The following is a 15,802-nucleotide window of genomic DNA, read 5'->3' as shown; positions in this document are numbered from 1 at the left end:
AGTTGCAAAAATACGAAATGTAAGTTGGAAATCGGTAGGGCTTTGGCGCTGCGACTACGCTGCCGGGTTCTTCAGCCCCGGCAAAACGTTTCCCCGCGCGCAGTCTGGCAGTCGCCAAGCCTTATTTTTTTAAACTACCGTAAATGATATTTTCGATTTTCTGTGACAAGTCACCATGAGAATTTGGGCTATGCTGCGTCATGATGAGTACGATCAATTTCTCTTTGGGATCTGCCCAATAGGTCGTGCCATAATAGCCGCCCCAACTAAACGATCCTTCGGAACGCATGCCTAAATAAGATGATTTTTTCGAGGTTAAGGAGAAACCTAAGCTGAACAAATCTTTCTCTGTGTTTGTGATGTCGTATTGTGGGCTGAGCATGACTTCAACTGTTCTGCGCCCTAGTAATTGTTTACCATTGTAAACGCCACCATTCAACAACATTTGAAGGAATATAGCATAATCAAACGCGGTTGATGATAAACCTGCTCCGCCTGAAAAATATTCTTTCGGGAATAATGGATAGTTTGGATCTAAGTTCCGGAAAGTAGGCGCCCATGGAATAATTTGCTTGTTGGCATCTTCCGTATACACCTTCGGCATACGCGCTGCTTTTTCCAATGGAACCGTAAAATACGTATCCTTCATGCCCAGTGGCTCAAAGATCTGCGTGTTGAAATATACTTCCAATGTTTTCCCAGAGATAACCTCAATAAGGCAACCCAGTAAATCGGTATTTAGTCCATACGTGAATTTTTCACCCGGTTGGTGCACCAGCGGCAAACGCCCTAAGGCCTTCATTTTATCGAGCAATTGCGAGTTGAAATTTCCTAAACCGGAAGGAATGCCGGCTTTGGCATAAATGGCTTTCATTTTATCGGAACCGATTGCGGCGTAGTCGATGCCTGAGCGGTGTGTGAGCAGGTCGCGGATGGTGATTTTACGTTTGGCGGGCTCGGTGGTGTAGCTGGAATCTGCGGGATTGAAATCTTTTAAGACCGTTTGATTTTCGTATTCGGGGATAAAATCGGCAACGGGTTGATCTAAACGCAATAAACCTTGTTCGAATAATTGCATGATGCCAAAGCTCGTGATGGCTTTTGTTTGGCTCATAATGCGGTAAATCGCATCGGCAGGCATCGGTTTTTTATTCGCCAAATCTGAATAGCCATGTCCTTTGTAGTAAACGACTGCATTGTCTTTTACGATGAGTGTTCCGGCGCCGGCCAACCACCCTTTGGCTACGTATTCGTTCATCGTTGAATCGATTAAGGCCAAACGCTTATCATCCATTTGTGGATGAGACTTCTGAATAGGAGAGAGGATTTGGGCTGATGCACTGGCAATGCTCAGTAGGAAAAATAAGAGAATTCGCATGGGTGGTTGTTAAATATACCGCAAACTAACAATTGTGTGGGGGACTTGCAAATAAACATTGGATGCTGGAGATTAGACGTTAGACGTTAGACGTTGGACTTTAGACGTTTGATGGTTTGGTTTTTCGCGCTGATTCGTTAAACTTCTGATCTCGGCATTTTGCCAGTGTCCAGTTTCCAACGTCTAACGTCTAAAGTCTAGCGTCCATAAACAAAAAACCTACTCAGTTTCCTAAGTAGGTTTTCGTCGATTTATGTACCTGGGATGGGAATCGAACCCATACGAGCGTTTCGGCTCACAGGATTTTAAGTCCTGCGTGTCTACCAGTTCCACCACCCAGGCAGCCCTGTAAAACTTGAAAGCACCTAGAGGTGCCTTCTCGTTTTGAGCGAAAGACGGGGTTCGAACCCGCGACCTCGACCTTGGCAAGGTCGCGCTCTACCAGCTGAGCTACTTTCGCGTTTTGTGGGTACAAAAGTAGAACCTTAAAGTTATTTATGCAAGAGAGAAGCGAAAAAATCCTTAAAAAATCTTTAGTTTTGTCTTTTAAAACCAACAAATGAGCATCAACAAACTAGACCAAATCGACCATAAATTATTGGAGATTTTACAGCAAAATGCGAAAATTACGAATGCCCAATTATCCAAGGAAGTAGGCCTTTCACCGGCACCAACCCTGGAGCGTGTGAAGAAATTGGAGTCGCTCGGAATCATTCAAAGTTATCATGCTCAAGTAGATAGAGATAAAGTTGGCCTAGGCGTAAGCACCTTCGTAACAGTAACCCTAACAGGACATAAAAAGCAAGTGACGGAGTCATTTGTCCAACAAATCAACCTGATTCCGGAAGTGATTGAATGTCACCATGTGACCGGTTCTGGGGACTTTATGTTGAAGATTATTTCAAAGGATATATCGACGTACCAAAAATTGATGTTGGAGAAAATCAACGAAATCGAGGAGGTTGCGGCAACATCCACGATGGTCATTTTGTCTAGCTTTAAAGAAAGTAAAGTATTGCCTATTCCGTGATTATAGGCGCTGACTGAATTGCGGAACCATGCGGTTTTTCCACGCCGTAAACGTGCCTGCCTGAATCTCCTTGCGGGCTTCACCCACCATCCAAAGGTAGAATCTGAGGTTGCAAACACTCGCAATCATCGATCCAAGCATCTCTTCGCAGCGAATCAAATGCCGCAAGTAAGCTTTCGTGTATTGCCCATGTAGTCCATCGGCAAATTGCGGATCAATCACCGAAAAGTCATTTTTCCACTTTTCATTGCGAATATTAATCGTCCCTTGACTCGTGAATATCATGCCGTTGCGTGCATTGCGCGTAGGCATCACGCAGTCAAACATGTCAATGCCCAACGCAATTCCTTCCAAGATATTCGCTGGCGTACCCACACCCATCAAATAGCGGGGTTTGTCTTTAGGTAAAATATCCGTAACCTCATCGGCCATTTGGTACATATCTTCAATGGGTTCTCCTACCGATAATCCGCCAATAGCATTGCCAAAAGCTCCTTTTGATGCGATATATTCTGCTGAAATTTTTCGTAAATCCGAGTATACGCTACCTTGAACAATCGGGAAAAGCGTTTGCTCGTAGCCGTACTTTGGCTCGGTCTCATTGAAACGTGTGATGCAACGATCCAACCACCTATGGGTCATGTTCATCGAATTGCGCGCGTATTCGTAGGTGCACGGATAAGGGGTGCATTCGTCAAACGCCATGATGATATCTGCGCCAATAGTCCGCTGGATATCCATCACACCTTCCGGGCTGAAAAAGTGTGAGCTTCCGTCTACATGCGACTTGAATTTGACCCCTTCTTCTTGGATTTTACGACCGGTTCCGGCTAATGAATAGACTTGATATCCCCCCGAATCGGTTAATATAGGCTTATTCCACCCGTTAAATTTATGTAAACCACCTGCTTGTTCAATGATATCTAATCCTGGACGCAGGTATAAATGGTAGGTATTTCCCAAAATGATTTGGGCATTAATTGGGTCACTTAATTCTGAAATATGTACTGCTTTGACAGTCCCCGCAGTTCCCACCGGCATAAAAATAGGTGTTTCAATCACCCCGTGATCCGTGTGTAATTTACCAGCACGCGCCTTCGAGTTTGGGTCAAATGTCTCAATGTCAAATTTCATGCGGCAAAGGTACGAAAGATAGTCGCAAGTCGCTAGTCACTAGTTGTCAGTCCGAAGGGAAATAGTCCGAAGGTGCGGTAGTCAGTAACTAGTCGCCAGTGGTCAGTAGCCAGTCATCAGTCCCGCTAACCTCTTACTTCTCACTTCTTACCTCTTACCTCTTACCTCTCACCTCTAGATAATTATATTTTCATATCTAGCCGTTATAACGTAATTTTATCATTCCATAAAAACTGCATGTCACTCACTCGTTCTAAAGCTTTTCCATATGCAGTTGCCCTACTTCCAATCGGATTGTTTTTTGGCATGTTATATGGATTTACCCCCAATATTTTTTGGCTAGACGATATCGAAGCGGTACTCCTTTTACACAATTGGAATTTATCGCCGGACTGGCAGCAACGCTTTCAGATGGTGTGGTTTCCAAATAACGAACACCGGATTGTCATACTGAAAATTTGTGTGTTGTTACTTTCACTTTTTGGGGGAGTGATTAATTTTAAGTGGCTCTCTATTCTTACATATCTGTACCTAATCCCACTTTTCCACCTCTTTTGGAAGGTTATTCCTGCCCCAACTGCCAAAAAGATTTATTTCTTTTTACCAATTCCTTTCTTGTTTTTGAACCTGCAATGTTCAACCGCCATCTTTTGGTTTATCCTGACTTTTCAGCGCAATTTGGTGATTGGTTTTGGACTTATCGGAATCTATTATTTGGTGAAAGGAAAGCGATCAGGGACGCTCATGGGGATTTTAGCCATTTTTCTGGCATGCTTATCCAATTCCGACGGCCTACTCTTTATGTTAATCGCATCTTTCGTTTTTGTATTGAAACGTGATTGGAAAGCACTAGGTTTTTGGGTCTTAGGAAGTGGTATTTTTATGAGCCTGTTTTTTATCAAAAATCCAGCCTCCAATTTGATTGCTCAAGGGCTCACGTATTTTTTTGCACATCCCCTAGAGTCACCCCAGGCGTTCTTTATTTTACTAGGAAGCTTCATTGATTTTTGGGAGGGGGATAGTTACCCATTCCGACTTGTCATTACGTTTTGGGCTGGAGTATTGGTTTTTATCGGCATCCTGACGGGACTTTGGTACGGTTTTCAGCGCTACATGATTCCATTTTACAAACAACCAATTCATGCGCTAGATAAACCAACGCGCCGTGCGGCTGATATCTACTTATTTTTAATTTTGGCATTCATTTATTGCCTATGCAATGTGGCTATGCTGAGCATCTTGCGTACCCAAAATGGCTTGTTTTCTTTTCTGATAGGTAATCATAAAATATTTTCGCTCCTCGCGATTACCTTGCTTTATTTGCTTTGGCTTTTGTTGAAACCAACCAAAGTATACGTATATAGTTCGTTGGCTTTTGCCATTGTTTTTTGGGCCGTATCAATCATTTCCTACCAGCCACGCGTTAAGGCTTGGTATGAACAACGTGTTGCGGGATTATACAATTTGACAACCAATCATTACGGACTCGGATTTGGCATTAAAGAAGATAAGCAATTTGGGATAACCGCTAAAATCAATGCCTTAATCAAGGAATCGTCGTATTTTCCGCCCAATTACCTTGAAAAATTACTCGCCTTAAGCACGTGGCCTACCCAAAAAGAAGGAGAAAAATTTGATATTACCGGACAAAAAAATGGTGTTTTTCATCTTCAAATTGACGAATCTCCCTTGTTACGTCATGAATATTATGGCGTACTTGTCAATGAAAAAGGGGTTGCCCATCCTACGGAAGGGCAGTATCGTGTTTTCACCAACTACCCACACCTGGCCTGGTTTAGTGAGGTAGTCGTGAGTTATAAATTTCAGGTGGCCAATATGCCTCCAGGAAAATACCGTTTCTACCTAGCAGATGCCAATGCCCAAAAAATGTGGCAATCGAATTACTACCTAGTTATTCAGTAGTTAAAGATTAGTCCGCAGGGAAATAGTCCGAAGTCCGGAGTGAGAAGTGCTTGGCACACCTCTCCCCTCTTACCTCTTAGTTCTTACCTCTTAGTTCTTAGTTCTTACCTCTACTCCACTTTCATCACCCCATTCATAATCCGCCAGTGTCCAGGGAACGTACACAAGAATGGATAATTACCCGGCACAGTAGGTGCTTTGAAAACGATTTTCGCACGTCCATCTGAATCAACTAATGGAGTATAGGCTAAAATTTCCGGCATCGACGGGATGTAGTTTTTCGCTACGCCATCTGCTGCAGTGATCATTTTGTCTGCCGCTAAACCAATCTTTTCTTGACTGCCTAACGCGCCCAACACCCAGTTGTGCTGCATCGCATCCACATTTTCAAAAATCAATTCGACCGTCGCACCCGCTGGAACCGTAAATTCAGCCGGGCTATATTTCATGGCCTCTTTGATCGTTTGAATAGTCCGACGAATCACCACGCCTTTCGTTGCCAGCGTCGGAATTTCTACTTTCCAAACACCTGCCAAACGCTCCCAGGCATCGATTTGCTGCGGTTGTAAGTTGGCTCCTAATTTTATAAACGTTGCTTTGGCATTGTCGCTCAAATCTGCTGCCCGCTTGGCATTCCAAGTTCCCGCTGCACCTTTAATTGCCGCACCCATCGCTAAGCCAGACTTGTTTTGAATCAATGAAAGGTGATCCACGATCTCGTTGGCAGTCCAACTAACCGCCCCGGCACGGAAGATTTTCTCCATCATATAGGCATTCAATGACGTATTGCTATTAACCGTAATGGCTTGTCGGTACGTATTATTTGTCCGATTTGATTCACCCAAAACCGCTTTGGTGTCCAGGTTAATCTCCATCACATAATTACCAGCGGATTCCGCGGTCCAACCTAAATTGCCGGTCCACGGACCGTTGTTGTTTTTCACAATCGAAACGGTCTCGCCCGGAGCAACACCATCCACAAACGTATAGGATTCCAAATCTACACGTGTTCCCATTCCCTCAATTTTGACAGTTAATGGAACCGGTGTGCCTTTTGCAATGGCCTTGTCTCCGCGGTTTTTAACTCGAATCACAAAGGAAGATCCCTCACGTAAACGGAAGGTTCCACTTTTGACCTGAACTTCTTCCACGACCAAATCAACGCCAGCTTGCGTGCCTTCTACCGAAGGATTTTTCAAGTCTTTCGCTAATTTTTCAGCAACAACTGCGGATGCTTTCGCACCTTCAGAGGTAATGAAAGTTTTGACGCGCGACTGATCTGCCGACATCATCCAGGCGGTTAAGGCGTCCGGAATCCAACGATCCGTCGATGTTTGAGATTGTGCAATTTTTTGTGCCATCGCTTTTTCCACGGCCGGATTTACTGGCATTTCGATCAATGCCAAAATACTGTTCAATACCACCAATGAATCTTTGTCATTCAACAATCCATTTGCCAAAATCGCTTTTGCACCAGCTTCAGTCCGAGGCAATACCTGAACCGCTTGTTTACGTACGGCCGCACTTGGGTGTTTGAATGCGTTTGTGATTACTGAAAGTGGCAATGCACCCAAACCTTCTAAGGTTCTTAGCGCATGAATCGCACCTGGCGCAAGGCCAATCTCGTCTGTTTTGGCTGTTTGGACTAATTTAATTAAAGCAGGAACCACGTCTTTATTTCCGCGCTCCACCAATAATCGTTGAGCCGTTAAGCGCCAAAATAAATTCGAATTTGACAGCGCATTGATGCAATTTTCTGGCGTTCTTAAGTCCAAAGGCACATAAGCAGGCGCTTGGTTATAGCCCACGCGGTAGATCCGACCATGCGTGAAATCACGTAAATCTGTATCGTATGCATTTCCCGTACCATTCTTAAATCCTTGTGGAACCGGGTTGTGCTGAATGATGTAGGAATACCAGTCGGCCACCCAAACGGCGCCGTCTGGGCCAACTTGTGCAAATACCGGCGAGACCCATTCATCTGCTCCTGCCAAGAAATTAAATGCTTCTTTATCGTTGAAATCTGAACCGGTTTTGACTTGATTGTTTTGATGAATCACGTGTCCCGTAGGCTCAGAAACGAAGGCGATTTGATTCCAATATTTCTTCGGAAATGAACGCGCTGTGTAAAAATTATGACCCGCTGCGGCTGTATATCCACCAAATACGTCCACCTGGCGTACTTTTTTGGTAATCGTCCGCATGTCTTTGTGCGTATCCGTATTTTTAGAACCATTCAAGGACATCGGCGCATGCCAAATATTCCGATGCGGAATCGCCATGTACCAGCCATGGGCATTGTTGGCCGTCGACCCAAATACATCTCCCGCCTCATTGAAATCAAAACCCCAGGTATTGTTCGACGTCGTAGTCATGTGCTCCATTTTCGAACCATCGGGTTTAAAGCGGAAGAAGGCCTGTGCGAATTGCAAGGAGTCAGCGCCCACTTTTCCTTTGTAGCCCGAGTAGCCTACGCAACCCCAGATCCAGTTGTCGAAACCGTAGTGTAAATTCGACGGGCCAGCATGCGTATCACCTGTACCAAATCCTGTGAACAAGATTTTTTGCTCATCCGCTTTGTCGTCGCCATCCGTATCTTTTAAGAAAATCATGTGTGGTGCCTGCGAAATAATCAAGCCACCATTGGCGAATACCATGCCCGTTGGGATACTCAAACCATCTGCCCATTTGGTAAATTTATCTGCTTTCCCGTCATTATTTGTGTCTTCGCAAAGGAGGATATAATCACTTCCGCCGGACTCTTTACGCTCGTTCGGGTAGTCTTTGGTGATCAAAACGTATAGTCGGCCTTTCGCATCCCACGCCATGGCAATCGGGTGCATGACGTTCGGTTCTGATGCGAAAACTTGCAAATTAAAGTCGACAGGAACCTGAATAAACTTCACAGATTCCTCGGGTGTCAAAGGCAATTGTTGCAATTGTGGGCCCTCGCGTTTTTCGTAATTGGGTAAACGAGCTTCGCGATATTTCAATTCAGGAAGCTTCAATGCGGCCAAAATTGCCCGTTTTTCAGCGCCCACCGCATGTAAAATTCCTTGCGTAACGAGGTCTTGGAAATCTGCATTGTCCCAAGTCCGCTCATCGTGGCCATAAGCCGTGTAAAAAACATTCCCTTTTCCGTACGTGCGTGTCCATGTATAAGGTTCAGTGGAGGCACCCGGTTTGTCTTTGGCTTGCTCCGGTCCTAAAATTCTGTTTTGCCAAATAACATTGTCGGCCTGCAATTGACTATGTAAATACGTTTCGTCAACCGTTTTGATATTCACTTGCGTATTCGCCACATTTTTCACGCGAATTGAATCCATGCCGTGGCGCCAAAACTGCCCGCCCACCATCTTCACAAACTCTTTCGAATTCCGGAAGTTGAACGATGCACAATGGATTGCGACAAGTCCGTGGCCGCTGGCTACGTAGGCTAGCAATGCCTTTTCTTGTGGCGCGGCGATCGAATCGTGGTTTGCGTAAATCACCAAGGCGTCAAATTTGTTTAAATACGCCGAATTCAAGTCCTTGATGGACTCGGTGTAGGTGATGTTCATGCCTTTGATGCCTATTGCCGACTGCAATGCCGGGTAGCGATCGAAGGGTTTGTGGTGTCCTTTGTCTCCTAAAAATAGGAGTTCGAGGCGGCGTCCAGTTTGGGCTTGCAGCGTGAATTGGGACAAAAACAGACAAGCAATTAGCAAATAGCGCATGGCTTAGAATTTAGGGATTTCAATAATTTTTCCACCTTGTAGGGCAGATTCGTGAGCTAAAATACCCACAGATGTCCAGTTGGCCGACTGCGGAGCGTTCGGGAACGGATCGCGATCAGCAGCTAGGGCTTGTAAAAATTCATTCACTAGGTGTGGGTGAGAACCACCGTGGCCACCACCTTGCGTGAAGGAAAGGTGCGTATTTTCATCTTCGTCGTAAACACCTTTGGTGGTGAATCGTTGGATTTCTTCCGGCAAGTAATGTGCGAAATCGGGCGTAGGTACCTTGCTAGGGATTTCGGGCTCTGGCTTTTTGGCCGTATGTACCACTAATTCTTCACCTTCGATTAAAGGCCATTCAACTGATTTTTTGGATCCGTATACCTCGAAACTTTCGCGGTATTGACGCGCTACATCGAAAAGAGAACGGTAAACCATCGCGCTTAGGTCAGAATCGCGGAATTTAATGTGCGCGGATTCAACGGCGAATGGCGAATTGTAATGTTGGATTAATTCCTCGCGGATCGTTCCGGAACCAAAACAAGAAACGTATTCCGCTTCGAGTTTTAATAGACCGGCAACTGGGCCTACGCAGTGTGTTGCGTAGTGCATCGGCGGGAGACCTGGCCAGTAATCCGGCCAACCGTCCATGTCTTGCTGGTGCGAAGCCTTCAAGAATTGAACTTTCCCTAACTCGCCTTTTTCGTATAGTTCTTTGATGTATAAAAATTCACGTGCGTAGACCACGGTCTCCATCATCATGTATTTTTTACCCATACGCTTGCTTGCTTCGACGATTGCTTTGCATTCCTCGACCGAGGTGGCCATCGGAACGGTGCAGGCTACATGTTTTCCAGCGTTTAGCGCTTTGAGTGTTTGTTCCGCATGTAGGTGAATGGGGGAGTTGATGTGGACCACGTCAACATTCGGGTCTTGGATTAATTTTTCAAAATCCGTGTAGCGCGTCGCGATGCCATACGCGTCGCCGATGGAGTTAAGTTTTTCCTCATTTCGCTGACAGATGGCATACATATTTGCCAACGGATGTTTCAAATAAATTGGGATGAATTCTGCTCCAAATCCCAGGCCGACGATGGCTACGTTGTATTTTTTCATTCGTTTTAGGTTATTTTCCCCAGACTAAAGTCTGGGGTTATAAAGTTTCTTTTATGTTTTTGCCTTTGGCTTTCGTGTTAAAGTCCCCAGACTAAAGTCTGTGGTTATAAAGTTTCTTTTGTTTTATAACCCTAGGCTTTAGCCTAGGGTAACTGCGCTAGCTGAGCGACATTAAATGTCGGTATGATTTCTCAATCAACTCACGCTCATTAGTAAACATTTTTCGCCAAATATGCGCTGCCGACAATTTCGTCCCAAAGGACTCCACCACGATCCAGCCTGCATAATTTAGGTCGCTTAAGGTATTCAAAAATTCGGGAATATTTACCTGCCCTTCACCTAATATGCCGCGTGTGCTTTCAGAAATTTGTACGTGTGGAGTTAAATCGGCGATTTGTTTCATGGCTTCCGAGGTATTTTTTTCCTCGATATTGGCATGAAATGTGTCAAACATGATCCGCACATTCGGGTGGTCGATGCGTTTCACAAGGGTATAAAGTTCTTCCGCGCATGACACCAAATAACTCTCAAATCGGTTTAAATATTCCAGGCAAATAGTAATGTTTTTGCTCGCTGCGTAGTCTGCAGCTTCGCGCATTCCTTCTACGGCCCACGTGATTTCTTGTTCCGTGGCAGCTTGTCCCGTAAAAACACCTAAGGCGGAATGAATGGGGCCAGATAAATATGGCGATCCGAGTAGGGCTGCGATATCTGTTGCTGCTTTGATATAGGCCAAACCTGCTGCTCGGACTTTCGGATCCGGTGAAATTAGATTTTGCTCAGGACCTGCGATGCCGCATGCGAAAAGCGTTAGGCCTAGTCGGTCAGCTTCTTCCTTCCAAACCGGCCACTTGTTTACATCCGTATCAAAAATGGGAATTTCAACGCCTTGGTACCCGGTCTGCGCGATGAACGATAATTCCGACAATACATGTTGATTCATTTCCGGCCCATAAACGAGCAGGTTCAATGCGACTGGGTGTTTCATAGGTTTAGTCCCTCAGCTAGCTTTGCCAATCCTCCAAGGTTTGGCAAAGCTAAGGGGTAGGGAGGATTTTTCCTATGGGTTATTGACCAGGAAACTGATTATTTTTTCTTCAGAAAAGGGTGGGCCATGACCGTTAAAACCAACAAACCGGTACCCCAATAGAAGCCGGGTTGCATGATTTCTTTTTGGCCGAAAATGAAGACAGCAAGTAAAATACCGTAAACAGGCTCCAAGGTAATCACTAAATTGATCGAGAAAACACTGAAAACCTTATACAAATGTATTGTTTCTGTGTACGCATACACCGTACAAACGACCGCTAAAATGCCTATCCAGAGCCAATCAAACCCCAAAGGCACAAAGCCTGCCGCGTTCGACCCCAGACCATAAGCCCAGATTAGTCCAGTGATTAAGCCCGCCGCAGCCATCTCATATACGGTAATTAATTTGGGATCATGTGAATGTGTATAATTCCCGTTAATTACTGAAAATAACGCCCCGAAAAACCCGGAACCAATTCCCATCACCAATCCGAGCCATTGGCCGGGCTGTACAGAAAAAATGATGCCTAAGGCCACTACGACAACCAGACCTAAAAATACCTCGATCCAGGCGATCTTTTGTTTTTTGGCGATAGGCTCCATAATGGAGGTCCAAAATGTCTGCGTCGACAGGCCTGCGAGGCACATCGCGACTGTGGACACTTTGGCAGCACCGAAAAACAAGAGCCAGTGTAGGGCAATAAACACCCCATTTAGTAGCCACACCCCCCAGACATCCCGCGAAACGCGAAAGGAGGTTTTGGAGAAATATAAAATACCCGCTAAGCCCACCGCCGCAATCACACAACGAAAAAACACGATCGTCAGCGCATTTGCATGCGTCGCATTGCCTAATATCGCCGTAAACGCGTACAGGATAACGATAAAGTGAATTTTGAAATAGTCGAGAAGTCGGGGCGCCTGTGTCATTTACCTCGGAATCGTATAGTACAAACCCACTCCCACCGCGGAAAAAACCAGATTCGGGAGCCATACAGCAAGCATCGGTGGCATGCCGCCCCCTTCCGCAATCCCTTTACTCATCATGAAAAACAGGATATAAACGAAGGCCAAAGAGAAACCCAGCGCAATCTGAAATCCCACGCCACCACGGGCCTTCCGCGCAGAAACCAAGAACCCGATAATCGTCAAAATAATCACCGAAAATGGATTCGCAAAACGTAAGTATTTCTCGATCAAAAACACCTCAATTCCATCCGCACCCCGCGACCGTACCAAATCGATATGTCGGTTCAACTCCGGCAACGTAAAAGTCTCGTGCAATAAGTGTTTATTCTGAAAATCTTTGGGTAATAAGTTGAGTGTGGTGTCGATTTTGGTACCATAAACCAGCGCGTTCCCACTACCCGAAAGGGTACGAATGCGGTAATCGTGAATGGTCCATTTTTTGGCGACGGAATCCCAGGTGATGCGGTCCGACATTAATTTTTGCTTGATCTCATTGTCGGCAATGCGCTCCAAACTAAACCGATAGCCTGTATTTGAATTATTGTCGTAACTCTCAATGTAAGCGTATACATCGGGGGCGATTTTGATGTGCACATCGCGTTTGTCAAAATAATACGTCCCGTTAATGTACTCGTGTTCGAAGGGAACGCGGATTTTATTAGCATTTGGGACGATCCAACCGATCATTATGAAGGTACCTATGGCGATGATGGAAGAGCCAATAATGTACGGACGCATCAAGCGCGGAAAGCTAATTCCAGAGCTTAAAATTGCGATAATTTCGGTTTTTGAGGCCATCCCCGCCGTGAAAAAAACGGTCGCAATAAACACCATGAGCGGACTGATGTAATTCGCCCAGTATGGGATAAAGTTCAAATAGTAATCAAATATAATGGCTCGAAACGGAGCTTCTTTTCGAATGAAATCATCGATTTTTTCGGTGTAATCGATCACCATAACGATTAATACAATAAGAAAAACCGCGAAGACATAGGTCTTCAAGAATTTTTTCAAAATGTACCAATCGAGTATTTTCATTTATTAGGACGGTAGCTGACGCCTGAAAACAAATGTATAAAAATCACTCGGGAAATACGGAAATTCGCAGGGACTAAAGCCAGCGAAATCAGGGTAATCGGTATCACGTAACCCATCGCATCTGGGTCGTTAAAAAAGTTATAAATAACTAGGCCGCCTACCAGCATGATGCCCACGGTAAACGCATAGGAAATGTACATGGCGCCGTAAAAAAATCCGGGTTCTACCTCATAACGCATTCCACATGCTGAACAATTATCCTCCATTTGGGCAAAATTGAAGATATTCCACCATTTGAATTTGAACAAACGGCCTTCGCGACATTGGGGGCAACGGGCATTAATGGCAGCCTTTAAACCGGATGAATTTGGCATAATTTAGGGGTAAAATATGGGCCAAAGGTAAAGAAAAATAGAGGATTATTCGTAACAAAGGTCACGGTCCGCGGGCTTTTTGTATCTTTGCGACAAACTAAAACTTATTATCTCATGTATTCAATTGTTACAAACGTTCACATCGCACTATTCGTAGTCGTGTTCATTTTGGGTATCAATGTGATTGTGCGCGCGTTGCGTGGCCAATCAAATAATTCATTATTTACGGATTCAGATCGCAAAGCGGGATTGTTTTTCATGATCTCGTTGCACACGCAATTGTTGATCGGTTTAGCCCTTTATTTCTTCTTAAGTCCAGTTACGACAGCGGCGTTCGCTGATTTTGGTGCGGCGATGAAGGATCCGGCAACGCGTTTATTGGCCGTTGAGCACATTTCAGTGAACATCATTGCGGTGGTTTTAGCGACAGTAAATAATGCCAAAAACAAAAAGGCAATCGCAGATGCTGCGAAGCATAAAAATGCGTTAATTTTCACATTGGCTGCATTAGTATTGATTTTGAGCCGTATCCCTTGGAGTCGTTTATTCTAGTTTAATGAAGCAAAAGTGTATTTTTTTAGACCGGGACGGCGTCTTGAACGTTGACCGTGTGGATTACGTCTACCGCATGGAGGAATTCATCATTCCTCCCGGGGTAGGTGAGGCGCTGAAAGCATTGAAAGAGGCGGGTTATTTATTGATTATTATTACGAATCAAAGTGGCATCGCCAAAGGTATTTACCAGCGGGAAGATGTCATGATGATTCACCAGGCGATTCAGGATGGTACGGGAGTGGCATTAGACGACATTTATTTTTGCCCTTACCACGAGAAATTTGATAGTCATTCATTGACTAGAAAGCCGGGTTCCTTGATGATTGAAAAGGCCGCGGCCAAATATAAAGTTGACATGGACGCCTCCTGGATGGTGGGTGATCATGAACGTGATATTACCGCTGGAACGCGCGCTGGATTGCGTACGATTCGAATCGCTCCACCAGCAACCGAAACAAAAGCGACTCATTTGGTCGATGATTTATTAGCAGCTTCAAAAGTTATACTCACATGAACAAGGTCTATTTAAGTGATGCCGGTCCCAAAGTTTCACCTGCCATTTATGGTTTTTGGCGCTGGACTTCTGATCAGGGCAACATGGAGCAGATTGTCAATTTATGTCTTGAATTGGGCATAAATACCTTTGATCATGCGGATCGATATGGCGATTATACCTGTGAAAAGCGTTTTGGCGAGGTGCTTGCGAAGCAGTCATTCAAGCGTCAGGATATCGTTCTTTTCTCTAAATGTGGCGTTAATCCAACGCCCCAATTTCGCGTAAATCACGTCAATACGTCTGCGGAACACATCACGAAATCGGTTGAAAATTCGTTACGTAATCTGCATACAGATTATTTGGACGTGTTTTTATTAGACCAATTAGATCCTCTTTCTGACCTGGAAGCTACGGCGCATGCCTTGGAAAAATTGAAGTCGGCAGGTAAAGTGAAAAACATCGGGGTGTCGGATTTCTCCGTGCACCAGCATCAGTTATTGGTTTCTTATTTGAACATTCCAGTTGTATCCAATCACATCGATTTGAATTTGTTGAATACGTCTGCACTCGATAATGGTGCGATCGATTACATCAAACAAAAATACATGCGCCCCTTGGCGACGTCGCCTTTGGCGGGTGGCCGGATTGAGCATGGCACCGACGAGCGTGCGTTGAAATTGCGTAAAAAACTCAATGAAATTGCCACGAAATATCATGCTAACATCGAGTCCATCGCCGTGGCGTGGTTGGTGAAATTAGGCGCCTTGCCGCTCATCGGGACGTTAGAAGAAAACCGCATTCGCAACATTGTGAATTCATTCCAAATCAACTTGGATCACGAGGATTGGTATGATTTATTGCAGGCTAGTCGAGCTAACTTAGACGTTGGACTTTAGACATTAGTCCGAAGGAAAAGAGTCCGAAGTCCGGAGGGAAAGTTATATACTTTACGTTAGCGTGAAGTATTCTTTTAGTTCATAGACGAAGAGTCCGGTGGTAAATTAGACAAAGGATATAACCTATTTCCCTTCGGACTCATTTACT

13 protein-coding genes and 2 tRNA genes are annotated in these 15,802 nt (G+C 44.8%); 5 read left to right on the top strand and 10 right to left on the bottom strand.

Going from position 1 to position 15,802, the window contains the following annotated elements:
• Positions 1 to 121: 121 nt before the first annotated feature.
• The 3 genes from U0R10_RS07065 to U0R10_RS07055 form a co-directional block, all read right to left on the bottom strand.
• Positions 122 to 1,378: a serine hydrolase domain-containing protein gene (locus U0R10_RS07065; protein WP_377983257.1), complete on the bottom strand. Its 1,257-nt coding sequence runs from the start codon at positions 1,376 to 1,378 to the stop codon at positions 122 to 124.
• Between the two features lie 256 nt (positions 1,379 to 1,634).
• Positions 1,635 to 1,720 (bottom strand) — tRNA-Leu (locus U0R10_RS07060).
• A 45-nt stretch (positions 1,721 to 1,765) separates the two neighbouring features.
• A tRNA-Gly gene (locus tag U0R10_RS07055) sits at positions 1,766 to 1,838 on the bottom strand.
• Positions 1,839 to 1,937: 99 nt separating this feature from the next.
• On the opposite strand from U0R10_RS07055, the gene U0R10_RS07050 reads away from it, so the two are divergent.
• Positions 1,938 to 2,408, top strand: a complete 471-nt coding sequence (locus U0R10_RS07050; RefSeq protein WP_377983256.1) for an Lrp/AsnC family transcriptional regulator — start codon at positions 1,938 to 1,940, stop codon at positions 2,406 to 2,408.
• Here the strand turns inward: U0R10_RS07050 and tgt are convergent, their stop codons facing one another.
• Entirely contained in the window at positions 2,409 to 3,542 is a 1,134-nt protein-coding gene (tgt, locus tag U0R10_RS07045) for a tRNA guanosine(34) transglycosylase Tgt (RefSeq protein WP_377983255.1), read from the bottom strand.
• Positions 3,543 to 3,779: 237 nt separating this feature from the next.
• Between tgt and U0R10_RS07040 the strand changes: the two genes are divergently transcribed.
• On the top strand, positions 3,780 to 5,465 hold the full coding sequence (locus U0R10_RS07040; protein WP_377983254.1) for a hypothetical protein: 1,686 nt from the start codon (positions 3,780 to 3,782) through the stop codon (positions 5,463 to 5,465).
• A 110-nt stretch (positions 5,466 to 5,575) separates the two neighbouring features.
• On the opposite strand, the gene U0R10_RS07035 is transcribed toward U0R10_RS07040, so the two are convergent.
• The 6 genes from U0R10_RS07035 to U0R10_RS07010 form a co-directional block, all read right to left on the bottom strand.
• Positions 5,576 to 9,181: a PVC-type heme-binding CxxCH protein gene (locus tag U0R10_RS07035; protein ID WP_377983253.1), complete on the bottom strand. Its 3,606-nt coding sequence runs from the start codon at positions 9,179 to 9,181 to the stop codon at positions 5,576 to 5,578.
• Between the two features lie 3 nt (positions 9,182 to 9,184).
• Positions 9,185 to 10,297, bottom strand: a complete 1,113-nt coding sequence (locus U0R10_RS07030; protein ID WP_377983252.1) for a Gfo/Idh/MocA family protein — start codon at positions 10,295 to 10,297, stop codon at positions 9,185 to 9,187.
• A gap of 157 nt (positions 10,298 to 10,454) precedes the next feature.
• The gene (locus U0R10_RS07025) at positions 10,455 to 11,285 is read right to left on the bottom strand and encodes a sugar phosphate isomerase/epimerase family protein (RefSeq protein WP_377983251.1); all 831 of its coding nucleotides are present in this window, start codon (positions 11,283 to 11,285) and stop codon (positions 10,455 to 10,457) included.
• 98 nt (positions 11,286 to 11,383) lie between these two features.
• Positions 11,384 to 12,256 (bottom strand): DMT family transporter, encoded by an 873-nt coding sequence (locus U0R10_RS07020; protein WP_377983250.1) that lies wholly within the window; start codon positions 12,254 to 12,256, stop codon positions 11,384 to 11,386.
• The gene (locus U0R10_RS07015; RefSeq protein WP_377983249.1) at positions 12,257 to 13,333 is read right to left on the bottom strand and encodes an LptF/LptG family permease; all 1,077 of its coding nucleotides are present in this window, start codon (positions 13,331 to 13,333) and stop codon (positions 12,257 to 12,259) included.
• Positions 13,330 to 13,707 (bottom strand): DUF983 domain-containing protein, encoded by a 378-nt coding sequence (locus U0R10_RS07010; protein WP_377983248.1) that lies wholly within the window; start codon positions 13,705 to 13,707, stop codon positions 13,330 to 13,332. Before U0R10_RS07010 ends, U0R10_RS07015 begins: the two co-directional genes overlap by 4 nt.
• A gap of 114 nt (positions 13,708 to 13,821) precedes the next feature.
• On the opposite strand from U0R10_RS07010, the gene U0R10_RS07005 reads away from it, so the two are divergent.
• Genes U0R10_RS07005 through U0R10_RS06995 form a run of 3 tightly spaced genes read left to right on the top strand, consistent with a single transcriptional unit; the run spans position 13,822 to position 15,654 of the window.
• On the top strand, positions 13,822 to 14,259 hold the full coding sequence (locus U0R10_RS07005) for a hypothetical protein (RefSeq protein WP_377983247.1): 438 nt from the start codon (positions 13,822 to 13,824) through the stop codon (positions 14,257 to 14,259).
• Between the two features lie 4 nt (positions 14,260 to 14,263).
• Complete coding sequence (locus U0R10_RS07000) at positions 14,264 to 14,776, top strand: D-glycero-alpha-D-manno-heptose-1,7-bisphosphate 7-phosphatase (protein ID WP_377983246.1); 513 nt, start codon at positions 14,264 to 14,266, stop codon at positions 14,774 to 14,776.
• Positions 14,773 to 15,654 (top strand): aldo/keto reductase, encoded by an 882-nt coding sequence (locus U0R10_RS06995; RefSeq protein ID WP_377983245.1) that lies wholly within the window; start codon positions 14,773 to 14,775, stop codon positions 15,652 to 15,654. The genes U0R10_RS07000 and U0R10_RS06995 overlap by 4 nt, the downstream gene beginning before the upstream one ends.
• Positions 15,655 to 15,802 lie beyond the last annotated feature (148 nt).

The organism is Aquirufa avitistagni (assembly GCF_042715545.1).
Classification (GTDB): domain Bacteria; phylum Bacteroidota; class Bacteroidia; order Cytophagales; family Spirosomataceae; genus Aquirufa; species Aquirufa avitistagni.
This window is presented reverse-complemented; position numbering and strand designations above follow the sequence as displayed.